At 69.2% G+C, this 14867-nt stretch carries 15 protein-coding genes; 10 read left to right on the forward strand and 5 right to left on the reverse strand.

The features are described 5' to 3' along the window. Window positions 1-181: 181 nt before the first annotated feature. Entirely contained in the window at window positions 182-1150 is a 969-nt protein-coding gene (locus GKO32_RS09445) for a 4-hydroxy-3-methylbut-2-enyl diphosphate reductase (protein ID WP_154756408.1), read from the reverse strand. A gap of 103 nt (window positions 1151-1253) precedes the next feature. Here GKO32_RS09445 and GKO32_RS09450 point away from each other — a divergent pair, with 103 nt between their 5' ends. From GKO32_RS09450 to GKO32_RS09475, 6 genes are all read left to right on the forward strand, one after another. Further along, window positions 1254-1925 carry a lipid droplet-associated protein gene (locus GKO32_RS09450; protein WP_154756409.1) on the forward strand — a complete coding sequence of 224 codons (672 nt, stop codon included), beginning with the start codon at window positions 1254-1256 and terminating at the stop codon, window positions 1923-1925. Window positions 1926-2346: 421 nt separating this feature from the next. Further along, the gene (gene xseA / locus GKO32_RS09455; protein WP_312867733.1) at window positions 2347-3603 is read left to right on the forward strand and encodes an exodeoxyribonuclease VII large subunit; all 1257 of its coding nucleotides are present in this window, start codon (window positions 2347-2349) and stop codon (window positions 3601-3603) included. Window positions 3604-3606: 3 nt separating this feature from the next. Further along, window positions 3607-4002, forward strand: a complete 396-nt coding sequence (locus GKO32_RS09460; RefSeq protein ID WP_312867734.1) for a hypothetical protein — start codon at window positions 3607-3609, stop codon at window positions 4000-4002. Continuing rightward, complete coding sequence (locus tag GKO32_RS09465) at window positions 3965-4195, forward strand: exodeoxyribonuclease VII small subunit (RefSeq protein ID WP_312867735.1); 231 nt, start codon at window positions 3965-3967, stop codon at window positions 4193-4195. The genes GKO32_RS09460 and GKO32_RS09465 overlap by 38 nt, the downstream gene beginning before the upstream one ends. A gap of 85 nt (window positions 4196-4280) precedes the next feature. Next, complete coding sequence (gene glpX / locus GKO32_RS09470; protein ID WP_154756410.1) at window positions 4281-5330, forward strand: class II fructose-bisphosphatase; 1050 nt, start codon at window positions 4281-4283, stop codon at window positions 5328-5330. 5 nt (window positions 5331-5335) lie between these two features. Continuing rightward, window positions 5336-6142 carry a S1 family peptidase gene (locus GKO32_RS09475; protein WP_376765941.1) on the forward strand — a complete coding sequence of 269 codons (807 nt, stop codon included), beginning with the start codon at window positions 5336-5338 and terminating at the stop codon, window positions 6140-6142. A 3-nt stretch (window positions 6143-6145) separates the two neighbouring features. Here the strand turns inward: GKO32_RS09475 and GKO32_RS09480 are convergent, their stop codons facing one another. Next, entirely contained in the window at window positions 6146-7123 is a 978-nt protein-coding gene (locus GKO32_RS09480; protein WP_154756411.1) for an NAD(P)/FAD-dependent oxidoreductase, read from the reverse strand. A gap of 107 nt (window positions 7124-7230) precedes the next feature. On the opposite strand from GKO32_RS09480, the gene GKO32_RS09485 reads away from it, so the two are divergent. Continuing rightward, a complete protein-coding gene (locus GKO32_RS09485) occupies window positions 7231-8631 on the forward strand; it encodes a class II fumarate hydratase (protein ID WP_154756412.1) in 1401 nt (466 codons plus the stop codon). A gap of 100 nt (window positions 8632-8731) precedes the next feature. Here GKO32_RS09485 and GKO32_RS09490 read toward each other — a convergent pair whose 3' ends face one another. Beyond that, complete coding sequence (locus GKO32_RS09490; RefSeq protein WP_312867737.1) at window positions 8732-9478, reverse strand: zf-HC2 domain-containing protein; 747 nt, start codon at window positions 9476-9478, stop codon at window positions 8732-8734. Window positions 9479-9564: 86 nt separating this feature from the next. On the opposite strand from GKO32_RS09490, the gene GKO32_RS09495 reads away from it, so the two are divergent. Continuing rightward, a complete protein-coding gene (locus GKO32_RS09495) occupies window positions 9565-10119 on the forward strand; it encodes a sigma-70 family RNA polymerase sigma factor (protein WP_312867738.1) in 555 nt (184 codons plus the stop codon). Here the strand turns inward: GKO32_RS09495 and GKO32_RS09500 are convergent. Continuing rightward, window positions 10116-10697 (reverse strand): TetR/AcrR family transcriptional regulator, encoded by a 582-nt coding sequence (locus tag GKO32_RS09500; RefSeq protein ID WP_312867739.1) that lies wholly within the window; start codon window positions 10695-10697, stop codon window positions 10116-10118. The genes GKO32_RS09495 and GKO32_RS09500 overlap by 4 nt on opposite strands. A gap of 70 nt (window positions 10698-10767) precedes the next feature. Between GKO32_RS09500 and GKO32_RS09505 the strand changes: the two genes are divergently transcribed. Together GKO32_RS09505 and GKO32_RS09510 are read left to right on the forward strand one after the other, a co-directional pair. Then, complete coding sequence (locus tag GKO32_RS09505; protein ID WP_154756413.1) at window positions 10768-11700, forward strand: DMT family transporter; 933 nt, start codon at window positions 10768-10770, stop codon at window positions 11698-11700. Beyond that, window positions 11613-13124, forward strand: a complete 1512-nt coding sequence (locus GKO32_RS09510; protein WP_154756414.1) for an ATP-dependent DNA ligase — start codon at window positions 11613-11615, stop codon at window positions 13122-13124. Before GKO32_RS09505 ends, GKO32_RS09510 begins: the two co-directional genes overlap by 88 nt. 184 nt (window positions 13125-13308) lie before the next feature. Here GKO32_RS09510 and GKO32_RS09515 read toward each other — a convergent pair whose 3' ends face one another. Beyond that, window positions 13309-14820, reverse strand: coding sequence for a CehA/McbA family metallohydrolase (locus tag GKO32_RS09515; protein ID WP_312867740.1), 1512 nt, complete (start codon window positions 14818-14820; stop codon window positions 13309-13311). Window positions 14821-14867 lie beyond the last annotated feature (47 nt).

Below are 14867 nucleotides of genomic sequence, written 5' to 3' on the forward strand. Positions count from 1 at the left end.
GAAGGACAACCCCGCGTTCCTCCAGCGTGGCCAGTAGGAGCAGCAGCCCTACAGCCACACGGTGCACACAGCTTGCCGGACGCCCGGCGAGGCACCGATTTGCGCACCGGAGCCGCGCACTGCATGTGAGGCCCGGCCTGGGCGCGCGTGCGCACTGCTCGGTGCGCGGGGGCGAGCCTGGCTACTTTGTGGCTTGGCGCAGTTCCCGCGGCAGGGCGAACGCGATCTTTTCGTTCGCGGTAGTGACTTCCTCGACCTGGCCCCAACCGCGCTCGGCCAGCCAGGCGAGCAGGTCCATGACGAGCACGTCCGGCACAGAGGCGCCGCTCGTGACGCCGACCGTGGTGACGCCGTCGAGCCAGGATTCGTCGACCTCGCGGGCGAAGTCGATCAGATGTGCATCGCGCGCGCCCGCCTGCAAAGCGACCTCGACAAGCCGCTTCGAGTTCGACGAGTTACGCGAGCCCACGACCAGCACCAGATCGCACTCGGCGGCCATGGCCTTGACCGCGATCTGACGATTCGACGTGGCGTAACAAATATCGTCGCTGGGCGGATCCGCCAGACCGGGGAAACGTTCGCGCAGCTGGTCGACGCGCTCCATCGTCTCGTCCACGCTCAGCGTCGTCTGCGACAACCACACGACCTTCGACGGGTCACGCACCTGAACACTCGCGGCGTCGTCAGGTGTGTCGACGAGCTGCACGTGGTCCGGCGCCTCGCCCGAAGTGCCCTCGACCTCTTCGTGCCCGTGGTGCCCGATCAGCAGGATGTCGTAGTCGTCCTTGGCGAAGCGGTTGACTTCCTTGTGCACCTTGGTCACCAACGGGCAGGTGGCGTCGATGGTGCGCAGGTTCCGTTCCGCGGCTTCGGCATGCACGGCAGGCGAAACCCCGTGCGCCGAGAACACCACCAACTCGCCTTCGGGCACCTCGGACGTCTCGTCGACGAAGATCACGCCGCGTTCACGCAGCGTCTCCACGACATGCCGGTTGTGCACGATCTCCTTGCGGACGTAGACCGGCGGCCCATGCAACTCCAGGGCCTTCTCGACCGCGATCACCGCGCGATCGACCCCAGCGCAGTAGCCGCGCGGTTTGGCGAGCAATAGTCGTTTGGCGGGCTCGGTGGCAGGGCTCGCTGCACTCATACCCCCAGGGTACGGCCAAGCCTCCTGTGCGGACCATCACGTCGGACGCGCCATCCGGCTTGATCAGTTGGGCAGGACGGCACCGGTACGGCACGCTGTACGCATGAAGCCGCTCCCGCTCCCCCTCCGCGTCGCCGCGGGCCTGGCTGTGACAGCCGCCGAGCGTGCCCGCGAGCTCCCGAAAAACCTGGTGGGCCTGCCCGTCACCGTCGTCTCGCACGTGCTGCAGTTCTCCATGCGCGTGCAACAACACGTCACCGAACTGGCGATCAAAGGCGACGGGGCACTGTCCGCGCTGCGGCCCACCGAGGAAACGCCCAGCTGGGCCACTTTCGACGAGGACCTCCCGCCCTCACCCGGGCACAACGGCCACCAGCCGGCCCCTGTCGCGCGTGAAGTCGCCGACAGTGCGCGCGACCCGTGGGAACAGGAAGAACGCGCGCTCGCCGAAGATCACACCGAGGGTGAGTTCGACAGCGTGAACGGGACCCAACCCGTCGTAACCGAAACCGGCGAGGTGGCCGGTCTCGGTGCCTCGGGACCCGAAGGCCTCGGCATCGAACCGGCAGGTCTGGCTGGGCTGGCCAACTACGACGAGCTCAGCCTGCCGCAGCTACGCGCCCGGCTGCGGCGCTTCACGCTCGATGAGCTCGAGGAGCTACTCACGTACGAGCGCACGCACGAGAACCGGCCGTCTTTCGTCGGGATGCTCGCGCGGCGGATCAGCAACATCAGGCGACTGTCCGAAGGCGACAACGGCGCCGGCGGCCAGTGAGCGCTGAGAACTCGCGCCGCACCCGTCACATGACTGCCACCCGACCGGCACGCCGGCAGCACCGCAGCCTGGTGAAACCCCCACACCGGCCACGCCCGAGACACATCGCCGGCAAACACACCGAGTCACCGGAAAGCCGCCCCGCCAAAGCGACTACCGCTGGAGACCGGGCACTGGACGATCACATCACGGGAGACCGGCCCGAAAAACACACCGCCGGACGCCGGCCAACGGACGACTGTCACGTCGACAACGTCGCCGCTGACAACAGTGCCCCCATAGGTCGGCTACCGGTCAGCCGCCGGACCGCGGCAACCGGTGGGCGCCGGGCGCCTGGAATCCATACCACTGCGACGACCACCTCAGACCGGCCGTTTGCGGGGGCGGGCAACCGGACCGTGAGGGCAAGGGGGCCCATCTCGTGAGCACAGAATCGGCTGCCGGCAGGGACCAGACCACGGCTGAAAACCCGTGGCCGGTCCGGACTGTGGCGCGGAAAATCGCCGACTGGATTCACCGGCTTGGTGCGGTGTGGGTCGAGGGCCAGGTCACCCAGATCTCCGCACGCCCCGGCACGCAGACCGCCTTCCTCACGTTGCGCGACCCGTCCGCCGACGTGTCCATGACCGTCACCGCACCGATGCGGCTCGTGCGCGCCATCGAGCCACCGTTGCGGGATGGCGCAAGCGTCGTCGTGTTCGCCAAGCCGACGTTCTTCCTCGGGCGCGGCACCATCAGCTTGCGCGCCGCCGAAATCCGCGCCGTCGGGATCGGGGAACTGCTCGCGCGCATCGAACGCCTCCGCCGGCTTCTCGACGCCGAAGGGCTGTTCGCGCCCGCCCGCAAACGTAAACTTCCCTTCCTTCCCAAGGGGATCGGCCTCATCACCGGCCGGGCGTCCGCCGCCGAGCACGACGTGCTCGTCAACGCGCACAACCGCTGGCCGGCCGCGCCCATCCAGGTCATCAACACCGCCGTGCAGGGCCCCACCGCCGTCCCCCAGATCCGCAAGGCACTGTCCATTCTGGACTCCGACCCGAATATCGACGTCATCGTCATCGCCCGCGGCGGCGGCAGCGTCGAAGACCTGCTGCCCTTCTCCGACGAAGCCCTGTGCCGGGCCGTCTCGGCCGCGCGTACCCCCGTCGTCAGCGCGATCGGCCACGAACCCGACAGCCCGCTGCTCGACTACGTCGCCGACCTCCGTTGCTCGACGCCGACCGATGCCGGGAAACGGATCGTCCCCGACGTCCGGGAAGAAGCCGCCCGCGTCCACCAGCTACGCGACCGCGCCCGGCGCGCCCTGCACGGCTGGGTCGACACCCAGGCCCGCCTGCTGAACCAGCTGTGCAGCCGCCCCGTACTCGCCGACCCGATCGGACCGATCAACCGCCGCGCGGACGACGTCGAACTGCACCGCGAGCGCGGCCGCCGGGCGATGCTCAACACGCTGTCCCACGAGCAAGCCGCCGTCGCGTCCGCGCGGGCCCGGCTCACCGCGCTCGGCCCCGCGGCGACGATGGCGCGCGGCTACACCGTCGTGCAATATCCCGACGACCAAGGCAACCTTCAGGTACTGCGATCCATCTCTGAAGTGGCGGACGGAACTCCGCTGCGCGTGCGCGTCGTCGACGGCGCCGTGCACGCGGTCGCCCGGACCGTCGAGCCTGGAGAGTAGGAAGTGCGCAGCCCCACGTTCCTGCCGCTCACCACCGACGCGGCAGTGCACGCCGGAGCACACACCGTGCTGCACCGCGCCACCGAAGCCGACCGGACCGCCGATGTCTGCTGGGCCTCGCTACTGGCCGGCGCCGAAGCGACCCGATGCGGCCTGGAAACCCGGCTACGCCGGCTGTCCGAAGCAACCTCCGTCTACGTCGGCACCAAGTGGTGGTTCAGCCAGGGGTCCACCTACCGCGAACGCGTCGCGCGGGCACAGGGGTGCATCGAGGAAGCCATCACCGATGGCGACGGCAGCGAGTTCGCACACGCGTTCATGGGCTACGACCACGCGCTGGCGAGCGCGCTAGTCTGCACCAGTGAGCGAGGCCGCGGAAAACACAGAGCTCGGCTATGAACAGGCCCGTGACCAGCTCGTCGAGGTAGTGCGTGAGCTCGAGACAGGAGGCTTGTCGCTCGAGCAGTCACTCGCGCTGTGGGAGAAAGGCGAGCACCTCGCCAAGGTCTGCGAGCGTCATCTCGAAGGTGCGCGCGAGCGCATCGAGACAGCGCTGAAATCGGTTGAGGACGAAGCCGAGGACGCTGAGTGAGGTTCCCCATGCCCGGGAATACCCCCCGGTGAGGGCGCGGTCTGAGAGAATCGACCTCCGCCCAGCACCGAACCGGGAGGAACCCATGTCGAACACCCCGTCCGCGAGCAGAAAAGAAGCGCCGGACCGCAACCTGGCGATGGAGCTGGTGCGCGTCACCGAAGCCGCGGCGATGGCGGCGGGCCGCTGGGTCGGCAAGGGCGACAAGAACGCCGGCGACGGTGCCGCCGTCGACGCGATGCGCCAGCTCATCTCCACCGTCTCCATGCGCGGCGTTGTCGTCATCGGTGAGGGCGAGAAGGACGAAGCGCCCATGCTGTACAACGGCGAAGAGGTCGGCAACGGCAACGGCCCCGACTGCGACGTCGCGGTGGACCCGATCGACGGCACCACGTTGATGGCCAAGGGAATGCCGAACGCGCTGGCCGTGCTCGCCGTCGCCGAGCGCGGCGCGATGTTCGACCCGTCCGCGGTGTTCTACATGGAAAAACTCGCCGTGGGCCCGGAAGCCGCCGGGGTGGTCGACCTGGCCGCGCCGGTCGCGGAGAACATCCGCCGGGTCGCGAAAGCCAAGCACAGCAGCGTTTCCGACGTCACCGTGTGCATCCTCGACCGCCCGCGCCACGAACAGCTCGTGAAGGAGGTTCGCGAAGCCGGCGCCCGGATCCGGTTCATCTCCGACGGTGACGTGGCGGGGGCGATCGCGGCGGCCCGCCCCACCACCGGCGTCGATCTGCTGCTGGGCATCGGTGGCACACCCGAGGGCATCATCGCGGCCTGCGCCATGAAGTGTCTCGGCGGTGAGCTGCAGGCCCGGTTGTGGCCCAAGGATGACGCCGAGCGGGAGAAGGCCATCGCCGCCGGGCACGATCTCGACCGGATCCTGACGAACGACGACCTGGTGCGCGGGGACAACGTGTTCTTCTGCGCCACCGGCGTCACCGACGGGGACCTGTTGCGCGGCACGCTCTACCGCGCCGGTGGCGTGACGACGCAGTCGATCGTCATGCGGTCGAAGTCGGGCACCGTCCGCATGATCGATGGCTACCACCGGCTGACCAAGTTGCGCGCCTACTCCTCGATCGACTTCGACGGGGCACCCGGCGACGAAGATCCCATGCCGCCATTGCCGTGAGGGCAGTGCTCGCCGGCGCCGCCTGCTGTCTGCTGGCGGTGTTGTTCGTGGTCCAGCCGGGGTCGGCCGCCGAACCCAGGATCGTGGGCGGCACCGAGGCCGATCAGCAATACTCGTTCGCTGCCGCGTTGCAGACCACGGACGGCGAGTTCTTCTGCGGGGGCTCGCTGCTCGACGCGTCGTGGCTGGTCACGGCCGCGCATTGCGTGCAGGGGCGGGACCCGTCGTCGTTCACCGCCCACGTCGGCAGCAACGACCGCACCCAGGGCGGCGAGCTCGCCAAGCCCGACAAGGTAGTCGTCAGCCCCGACTACAACTCGGCCGGCGCGGGCGGGGACATCGCGCTGGTGCACGTGTCCGCGCCGGTCACCGCCGCCCCGATCCGGCTCGGCACGGCCACCGCGGTCGGCAGCACGGTGCGCCTGCTCGGCTGGGGCCAGACGTGCCCGACACCCGGCTGCGGCGGCGGGCCCACGATGTTGCAGCAGCTGGATTCGCAGCTGGTGGACCCGGCCCGGTGCACCGCGCCGATCAACCCCGGCGTCGAGCTGTGCACCGACAGTCCGGACGCCAAATCCGGTGCCTGCTTCGGCGATTCCGGCGGACCCGAGCTCACGCAGATGGACGGGCACTGGGCGCTGCTGGGCGTGACCAGCCGGCCCGGTGCCGAGTCGTCGACGTGCGCGACGGCGCCGTCGATCTACACCTCGGCTGTCGCTTACGCGGCCTGGATCACGAAGCTGGTGTCACCGCCGTCCAGCCCGACGCCGACTCCCACACAGCCGAGCCCAACGCCCACGCCCGCACCCTGACGGTCATTCCACGTTGCTGGAGTGCCCGGGAAACAGGTGCGCGTCGGGATCGAGGGCGACCGCGATGTTGTTGACGGCCGTGGCCGCCTCGCCGAAACCGGTCGCGATCAGCTTGACCTTTCCGGGATAGGCGGCGACATCACCCGCGGCAAAAACCCGTGGTCGCGCGGTCGCCATCGTCGAGTCGACGTGAATCGCGCGGTGATCGATCTCGAGTCCCCAGTTCTCGATGGGCCCGAGGTCCGCGGTGAAACCCAGGGCCGCCACCACGGCCTGCGCGGGCAACACCACCGGATCGGCGCCCTTCGGACTCACCACAACCTCGCACAGCGTGCCCGAAGAATCGTCGCGCAGCTCGGTGACCTCGGCGTCGGTGATCATCGGGACGCCGAGCCCCTGCGCCTCACGCACGATGGACTCCGCGGCCCGGAACTTCGCGCGCCGGTGCACCAGCGTCACGCTCGCCGCGACCGGATGCAGGGCGAGCACCCAGTCGAACGCGGAGTCCCCGCCACCGACCACCACCACGTCCTGCCCGGCATGCGCGTCCAGCGACGGCACGAAATGCACCATCCCGCGCCCCAGCCAGCCGTCCCCGGCCGGCAGTGGCCGCGGGGTGAACTCGCCGATCCCCGCGGTGATCAGCACTGCGCCGGCGTGCACGACGTCACCGCCGTCGAGCACCACGTCCACCCCTTGCGACCCGTCACGCAAGGTTTCCGCCTTGCGCCCCAACAGGTATCGCGGCTCCCACGGCGCCGCCTGCTCAACCAGGCCTTTGATGAGATCGCGCCCGCGCACCGCAGGGAACCCGCCGACGTCGTAGATCATCTTTTCCGGGTACATCGCGGTGACCTGGCCACCGGCCTCGGGCAGCGAGTCGACGACGGCCATCGACAGCCCGCGGAACCCGGCGTAGTAGGCAGCGAACAGACCAGTCGGCCCGGCGCCGACGATGAGCAGGTCGACGGAAAGATCCATCGGGGGGTACCGCCCTTCAGCCGGTGATCTCCAGCACCTGGATCGTAGCCACATCGCGTGCCCAAGCACACGAGGCGAACGCGACCGTGCTGCGCGAAACTGGCGTTATGGCTGAACAGGAATACCGGATCGAACACGACACGATGGGCGAGGTCAAGGTGCCCGTCGACGCGCTGTACCGGGCGCAGACCCAGCGAGCCGTCGAGAACTTCCCGATCTCCGGCCGCGGTCTCGAACGCGCCCAGATCCGCGCGCTGGGTCTGCTGAAAGCCGCCGCGGCCCGCGTCAACGCCCAGCTGGGGGTGCTCAAGCCGGAGCTCGCCGAGGCGATCGCGGAGGCCGCCGACGAGGTCGCCGAAGGCCGGCACGACAAGCATTTCCCGATCGACGTGTTCCAGACCGGGTCCGGCACCTCGTCCAATATGAACGCCAACGAGGTCATCGCGACGTTGGCGAGCCGCAAGCTCGGCACCGAAGTGCACCCGAACGACCACGTCAACGCGTCGCAGTCGTCGAACGACACGTTCCCCACCACGATCCACGTCGCCGCGACCGAAGCGGTGCTGACCGACGTGATCCCCGCGCTCGATCACCTCGCCGGCACGATCGAGCGGCGCGCCGCCGAGTGGCAGGACGTGGTGAAATCCGGCCGCACGCACCTCATGGACGCCGTGCCGATCACGCTCGGGCAGGAGGCCGGTGCCTGGGCGGCGCAGATCCGGTATGGCATCGAGCGCCTGCAGGCGGGTCTGCCACGGCTCGGCGAACTCCCGATCGGCGGCACCGCCGTGGGTTCCGGGCTGAACGCACCCGGCGGTTTCGGTGCCGCGGTGGCCGGGGAACTCGCCCGCGTGACCGGCCTGCCGCTGACCGAGGCCCGCAACCACTTCGAGGCACAGGCGAGCCAGGACGGTGTCGTGGAGACCTCGGCGCACCTGCGGACCGTCGCGGTGTCGCTGTCCAAGATCGCCAACGACCTGCGGTGGCTGGGTTCCGGCCCGCGCACCGGGCTCGCCGAGCTGGCCCTGCCCGATCTGCAGCCGGGCTCGTCGATCATGCCCGGCAAGGTGAACCCGGTCATCCCGGAGGCGACGCTACAGGTGGTTGCGCAGGTGATCGGCAACGACGCGGCCGTGGCTTTCGCCGGCTCGCAGGGCAACTTCCAGCTCAACGTGAACTTGCCGGTGATCGCCCGCAACGTGCTGGAGTCCGCGCGGCTGCTCGCCGCGGTTTCGCGGTTGCTGGCGGACAAGGTGTTCGCGGGGATCACCGTCAACACCGATCGCACGATGGCCTACGCCGAGGGCTCGCCGTCGATCGTGACGCCGCTGAACAAGTACATCGGCTACGAAGAAGCCGCGGCGGTCGCGAAGCAGGCTCTCAAGGAACTCAAGACGATTCGCGAAGTCGTCATCGAGCGCGGCTACATCGAGCAGGGCAAGCTCACCGAGGCACAGCTCGACGAAGCACTCGACGTGCTGCGGATGGCACGCGGCGGCAAGTACTGAGCCGGTCGTTACCAATCCGACGGCAGTCATGGCGGAAACTGGTGTCTATAGGCAGATGGGCTGCGGACCGTATCCGCCTACTTTCGGTCGGATTGGTAAGTCACGCGACGTCCCGGTGCGCGGCCGGTGGGCGGCGCTCCTGCCGGGACGTCGGCGCGTGACCGGGCTGGCCGAGCCGCGTCTGGGTTTTCGTACTCGTGCGCTGCCCGTCCGCCCGTCCGCCCGGCCACGGCCACCGGCCCTCCCGGGCGCCGATGAGCGCGGTGCACAACACCCCGAGCAGCAACGGCACGTGACTGGCCAGCCGGTACCAGCCGACCTCGCCGCCGATGAAGTCCACAGTGGACAGAACGGCGAGCACGAGCGTGAAGCTGAGCAACACCGGCAACTGAGTGCGCGCGTTGCGCGGCCGCGAGGCGACCCAGAGCAGTGCGACGCCGACCGCGAAGTTGAACGCGACCGCCTCGTGCTCGACGTGCGATCCCGGTTCGATCTGCATACCGCCGGGCATGGGCTGCGGCAGGAACAGTTCCGCAACCACGATCGAGAACTGCGCGATCGCGGTGAGGACGAGCGCCCAGCGCGGCCAGTCGACCGGACCGGGCCGGCTCGGCGGCGCGAACCTGATCGCGGCGTCCCCGGCGAAGTCAGGCGTCTCGGTCGCCTTTTCCATCCGCACCAACCGGTTCACCGTCGCGGCTTCGTGCTGCCACGCGGTGCAGTCCGCACAGCCCGCGACGTGCGCGTCGAGCTCGGCCGGCGAGACCCCGGGGTCCTCGCCGTCCAGCATCGCCGAGATCGCCTCGCGCGCGGTTGAGCAGTCCATGTAATACACGTCGCCGGGCACGGTTGAATAGTTCCCAGCGGCGGTGAACCGGCCTCGCGCAGGGCCCGTTATCGTCAGTGGGGGCGGGCTCCAGGAAGGACGTCGCAGTGGACGACGACGAGATCACCCGGGACGCCTTCGCAGCCTCCCGGGGTGACACAGCGGCCGCGGAACGGTTCGTCGCGGCGACTCAGCGGCAGCTGCACAGGTTGCTGAGTTACCTTTCGAACCCCGGGGTCGCCGAGGATTTGACGCAGGAGACGTACCTGCGCGCGTTCGCCGCGCTGGAGGGGTACGAGGGCCGGTCACCGGCGCGGATGTGGTTGCTGGCGATCGGGAAGCGCGTCGCCGCGGATCACCTGCGCACCACGCGGCGCCGCCCGGTCACCGCCCAGACCGAGGACTGGATCGCGGCAGCCGAGCAGAATGGCGCCTACACCCCGGATCCTGGACGCATGGTGGCACTGCGGCGGTTGATCCTGGAGCTGGATGCCGAACGCCGGGACGCGTTCGTGCTGACCCAGGTGGCCGGGCTGTCCTACGCCGAAGCGGCCGAGGTCTGCGACTGCGCGGTCGGCACGATCCGGTCGCGGGTGTTCCGGGCGCGCGAGGAGCTGACGGAGGCACTGCGCACCGCCGAAAGGCTCGCCTCGAGCGGCTAGCGCCGGGGCGCGGTTGACGCCGCGTCCTCCAGCAACTGCCGCGCGAGGCGTTTGGCGTTCGCCACCGCGCCGGGCACCACCCCCAGTGACTCCGCGACCGTCGCGCCCTCCAGCAGGATGTAGAGCGACTCCGCCAGCCGGGCCGGGTTTCGCAGACCGGCCACCAGTTCGCGGAAATACGCCAGCTGCCACGCCTTCTGCGCCTCGATTACGCGACGGCCCGGATGATCCTTGTCGGGCAGCTCGGCGTGGGCGTTGACGAAACCGCAGCCACGCTCACTCTCGCGCGCCAGCCACTCTTCCAGCGCATCGAACACCAGCAACGGTTTCCGCACCGGATTGGTCCGCGGGCTGCCCGCCACCACTTCGTACACGTGCGCACGCCACCGCTTGTCCCGCTGCGCCAGGTACTGACCGACGAGTTCGTCCTTCGACCCGAACCGGTCGTACAAGGTCTTCTTCGTCACGCCGGCCGCGGCCGCGATCGTGTCCACCCCGACCGCGTGGATTCCCTTGGCGTAGAACAACTCCGCGGCAACGTCCAGTACCCGCTGCGCCGCCGGCGTCAACGTCTTCACGACTTGACAATATACCGGTCTGTATAGCTACGCTAGCCGAGGTAAACAGGTCTGTATACCTGGAGGTCCGATGTGGACGGTGATGCTGGGTGCCGGGTTCGTGCTGCTGTGGAGCTCCGGGTTCATCGGTGCGACGCTCGGCGCCGGCTCCGCGGGCGCCATCACCGTGCTGGCCTGGCGGTTCCTCTTCGCGGCCGCGCTGCTGCTGCTCTGGCGGCGGCCGAAACGGGCGCAGCTCAAGTCCCAGGTCGTGGTGGCCCTACTGTCCCAGTGCTGCTACCTGTTCGGCGTGTATGAGGCCGCCGCGCTGGGCGTCGCGGCCGGCACGATGGCGCTCATCGCGGCCCTGCAGCCCATCGTCTCCGCGGTGATCGACCGCGCCACGGTCCGGCAGTGGATCGGCCTCGGCATCGGTCTGGCGGGTGTCGCTGTCGTGGTCTCCGGTGATCTCGCCGGGCATCCCGGCACACCGTGGTGGGCGTACCTGCTCCCGTTCGGCGGGATGCTCACCCTCGTCGCCGGGAGCCTGCTCGGCCGCCGGACCCGGGCGGATGTCACCGACGCGCTCGTCATCCAGTACGCGACGAGTGCCGTGGTGTTCACCGCGCTGGCGGCGGCGACCGGGACGCTCACCCCGCCGGACAACGGCAGGTTCTGGTGGGCCATCGCCTGGGTCGTGGTGCTGCCGACCTTCGGCGGCTACACCTGCTACTGGCTGCTGCTGCGCCGGACGTCATTGACCACGGTGTCGACCCTGCTCTACCTCACCCCGCCGACCACCATGCTGCTCGCCTGGCTCATGTTCGGTCAGCAAGTCACCGCGCTGGGGCTGCTGGGCCTGGGAATTTGTCTCACCGGGGTGGCGCTCGTTCTCGTCCCCGCGAAATTGTCGTACCCCCGGGGCATGATGGCGACATGTTCCTCGCCGACGTCGTCAACGCCTCCGCCGAGCTCGCCGCCACGCGCTCGCGCAAGGCCAAGATCGCGACGCTGGCCGGGCTGATCAACCGCGCCGGGCAGGGTGAGCTGCCGGCCGTCGTCGCCTTCCTCACCGGTCAGCCAAGCCAGGGGCGGATCGGTACGGGCTGGCGCACGCTGGCCGAGCTCGGCGCACCGGCCGCCCGCGGGCCCACGCTCACCGTCGCGGAGGTGGACGCCGCGCTCGGTGAGGTCGCGGGCATAGCGGGCAGCGGATCGGCGAAACGCCGCGCCGAGGCGCTGCACGGGTTATTCGCTCGCGCCACAGAAGACGAGCAGTATTTCCTGTTCCGTTTGCTCACCGGGGAGCTACGGCAAGGCGCACTGGAAGGGGTGATGATCGACGCGATCGCGGCCGCGGCCGAGGTGCCCGGCGAAGCGGTGCGACGCGCGTTCATGCTGTCCGGGCAGCTTCCGGTGACGGCGCAGGCGGCGGTCACCGGCGGTGAGGCGGCGCTGGGTGCGTTCAGGTTGCGGCTGGGCAGGCCGTTGCGACCGATGCTCGCCTCCCCCGCCGAGTCGCTCGACGAGGCGATACGGGAACTTCCGGCGGCCATCGTCGAGTACAAAATGGACGGTGCACGCGTCCAGGTGCATCGTGTTGGTGACCAGGTCCGGGTCTACACCAGGACGTTGCGTGAGATCACCGGGAATGTCGGCGAACTGGTTGAGCTGGTGCGCGCGCTGCCATGCGAGTCCGTCGTGCTGGACGGCGAAACACTCGCGCTCACCGACGACGGGCGGCCCCGCCCATTCCAGGAGACGATGAGCCGGTTCGGCAGCACGCGTGACGAGCAGGTGCGGGCGTTGTTGCTGCGGCCGTATTTCTTCGACTGCCTGCACCTGGACGGCATGGATCTGCTCGACGCGCCGCTGCGCGAACGTAACGCCGCGCTGCGTTCGGTGGCCGGTGAGCACCTGATCCCGGGCCAGACGGAGCCGGCCGATCCGTCGGCGATCCTCGACTCGGCGCTGGCCGCGGGACATGAGGGGGTGATGGTCAAATCGCTGGACTCGGTGTATGCGGCGGGCCGGCGCGGGCGCGCGTGGCTCAAGGTCAAGCCGGTGCACACACTGGATCTCGTGGTACTGGCCGCGGAATGGGGGCACGGACGGCGCACCGGGTATCTGTCCAATCTGCACCTCGGCGCACGCGATCCCGACGGCGGGCCACCGATCATGGTCGGCAAGACGTTCAAGGGTCTCACCGACGAACTGCTCGCCTGGCAGACGAAAACCTTCCAGGAGATCGAATCCCGGCGTGACAACTGGACGGTGTACGTGCGGCCGGAGCTGGTGGTCGAGATCGAACTCGACGGCGCACAGGTCAGTTCCCGCTATCCCGGCGGCGTGGCGTTGCGCTTCGCCCGTGTGGTCCGGTACCGCCCGGACAAGGACCCCGGTGAAGCCGACACCATCGACGCCGTCCGCGCCACATTGAAAGGGTGATGCCGACCGTGTAGGCCAGGTGCGCCACCCAAGGGGGAACCCCCAAGCTGGGCGGAACATCTGCCCGGACGTGGGTGCCATGGGGCGCGTCCCCTGGCCACCTCCCGCGCGGAAGACCATGTCGCCGCAGCCGGGAGGCACGGGCCCCACGCCACACCGGGCAAAACAACCACCGAAAGCGCGGTCAGCGGCCTAGGAAGATCGGGTTCGTCATCGCTGCCATGGGGCCGAAGTTCAGCGCCGGCGAGAGCGCGGGGGCGCCGGCTGTACCGTCCGCCAGTGGGTGCCGCACCTCGGCGCGGATGTACTTCGACACCGCGGGTGTGGTCAGCCACGTCGCGCTGCCGGTGCCGCTCGCGGGCAGGCTCGTCTGCAGGATCTGGCCCTCGTCGGTGATGAACCGGACGGTCCCGTTCGGCACACCTTTGACATCCAGCCGCACCGCGATCTTGTCCCCGTCCGCGACATTCAGCCGGTCGCCGATGCCCGCGAGCCGGCCGCGCGGACCGGTGGCCGCGAAGGTCAGCTCGACGCCGGCCGACTCGGCGATCCAGTTCCGGCCCGCTTTGATCCCCGCCAGGATCGCGTCCCGGCTGAGCTCGTCGGCGAGCACGACGTTCTGCGGCAACCCGATCACGTTACCCGGGTTGTGCGCATCGCTGTTGCCCATCGCGGGCAACCAACGTTCCTTGCCACGCACGGCTTCCACCAGTTTGTTGTCCCATGTGGACACTGTCGCGTCGTCGTCCCACGACCACGGGCCGTTCCACACCTCGACCACATCGAACTCGTCGTAGCCGAACTTGAAGTTGCACGCGATCCACGGACAGTACGGATGCGCGGCGACGCACAACCCGCCCACCCGGCGGATCGCCCGGGTGTAGTCGTCGATCACATTGTCCGTCGAGCGGTAACGCCAGTCGACGAACTGCCCCGGGTTCAGACCGAGGCCGAGCCAGTGCCCGTTGCGGGTGGTGATCTCCTCGCCCAGCATGATCAGCAGATCCGGGCCGGCGAACTCGCCCCACACCCCGTGCGACGACGAGGTGTTGTGGTCGGTCGAGGTGATGAAGTCGAGCTTCGCCTCCCGCGCACCCGCCGCGACCTCGGCCGGCAGCCGCCTGCCGTCGGAGTACACGGTGTGCAGGTGGCAGTCTCCGCGGTACCACGCGCGCGCACGCCCGCGGGCCTTCGCCGGCGGGTAATCCGGCTTGAACGGCTCGCCAGCCGGGCCGTAGGTCAGCGTCACCTCGACGCGGTAGTCCATCCCCTGCGGCGCGACCTGGTACGGCCCGAGCACGATGTTCCAGGTGCCGGGCATCACCTCGCCCGGTAGGTACCCGGGCGTCGCCTCGGTGCGGCTGATCGAGAACCGGTCCCGGAAACCGCCGGACCAGCCGCGGAAACCTTCGCCGCCGAGCCGAGTGCCGCGCGCATCGAAAATCCCGATGTCACAAGAATTCGCGGGCGTTCCGGCGGGCACCGGCGGCTTGTCGTAGCTGTAGACCACCGAAATCTGGCTGACTCCCGGCGGCACCTGCACCGGCAGGTACACGAAATCCGGCACGCCCTGGTCGAAGTGACCGGCGAGCACCTTGGTCTGGACCTGACCTTCGGCCGCTCCGGCGAACGCCACCGGCGTGAGTGCCAGCCCCGCACCAGCCCCGGCAGCGGCCAGAAATCCACGACGGGACACGCCTACCCCGCAATCGATGCACATACCCCGCACGCTTCCACCCGTAC

Source organism: Amycolatopsis pithecellobii (assembly GCF_009707865.1).
In the GTDB taxonomy this organism is placed as follows: Bacteria; Actinomycetota; Actinomycetes; order Mycobacteriales; family Pseudonocardiaceae; genus Amycolatopsis_E; species Amycolatopsis_E pithecellobii.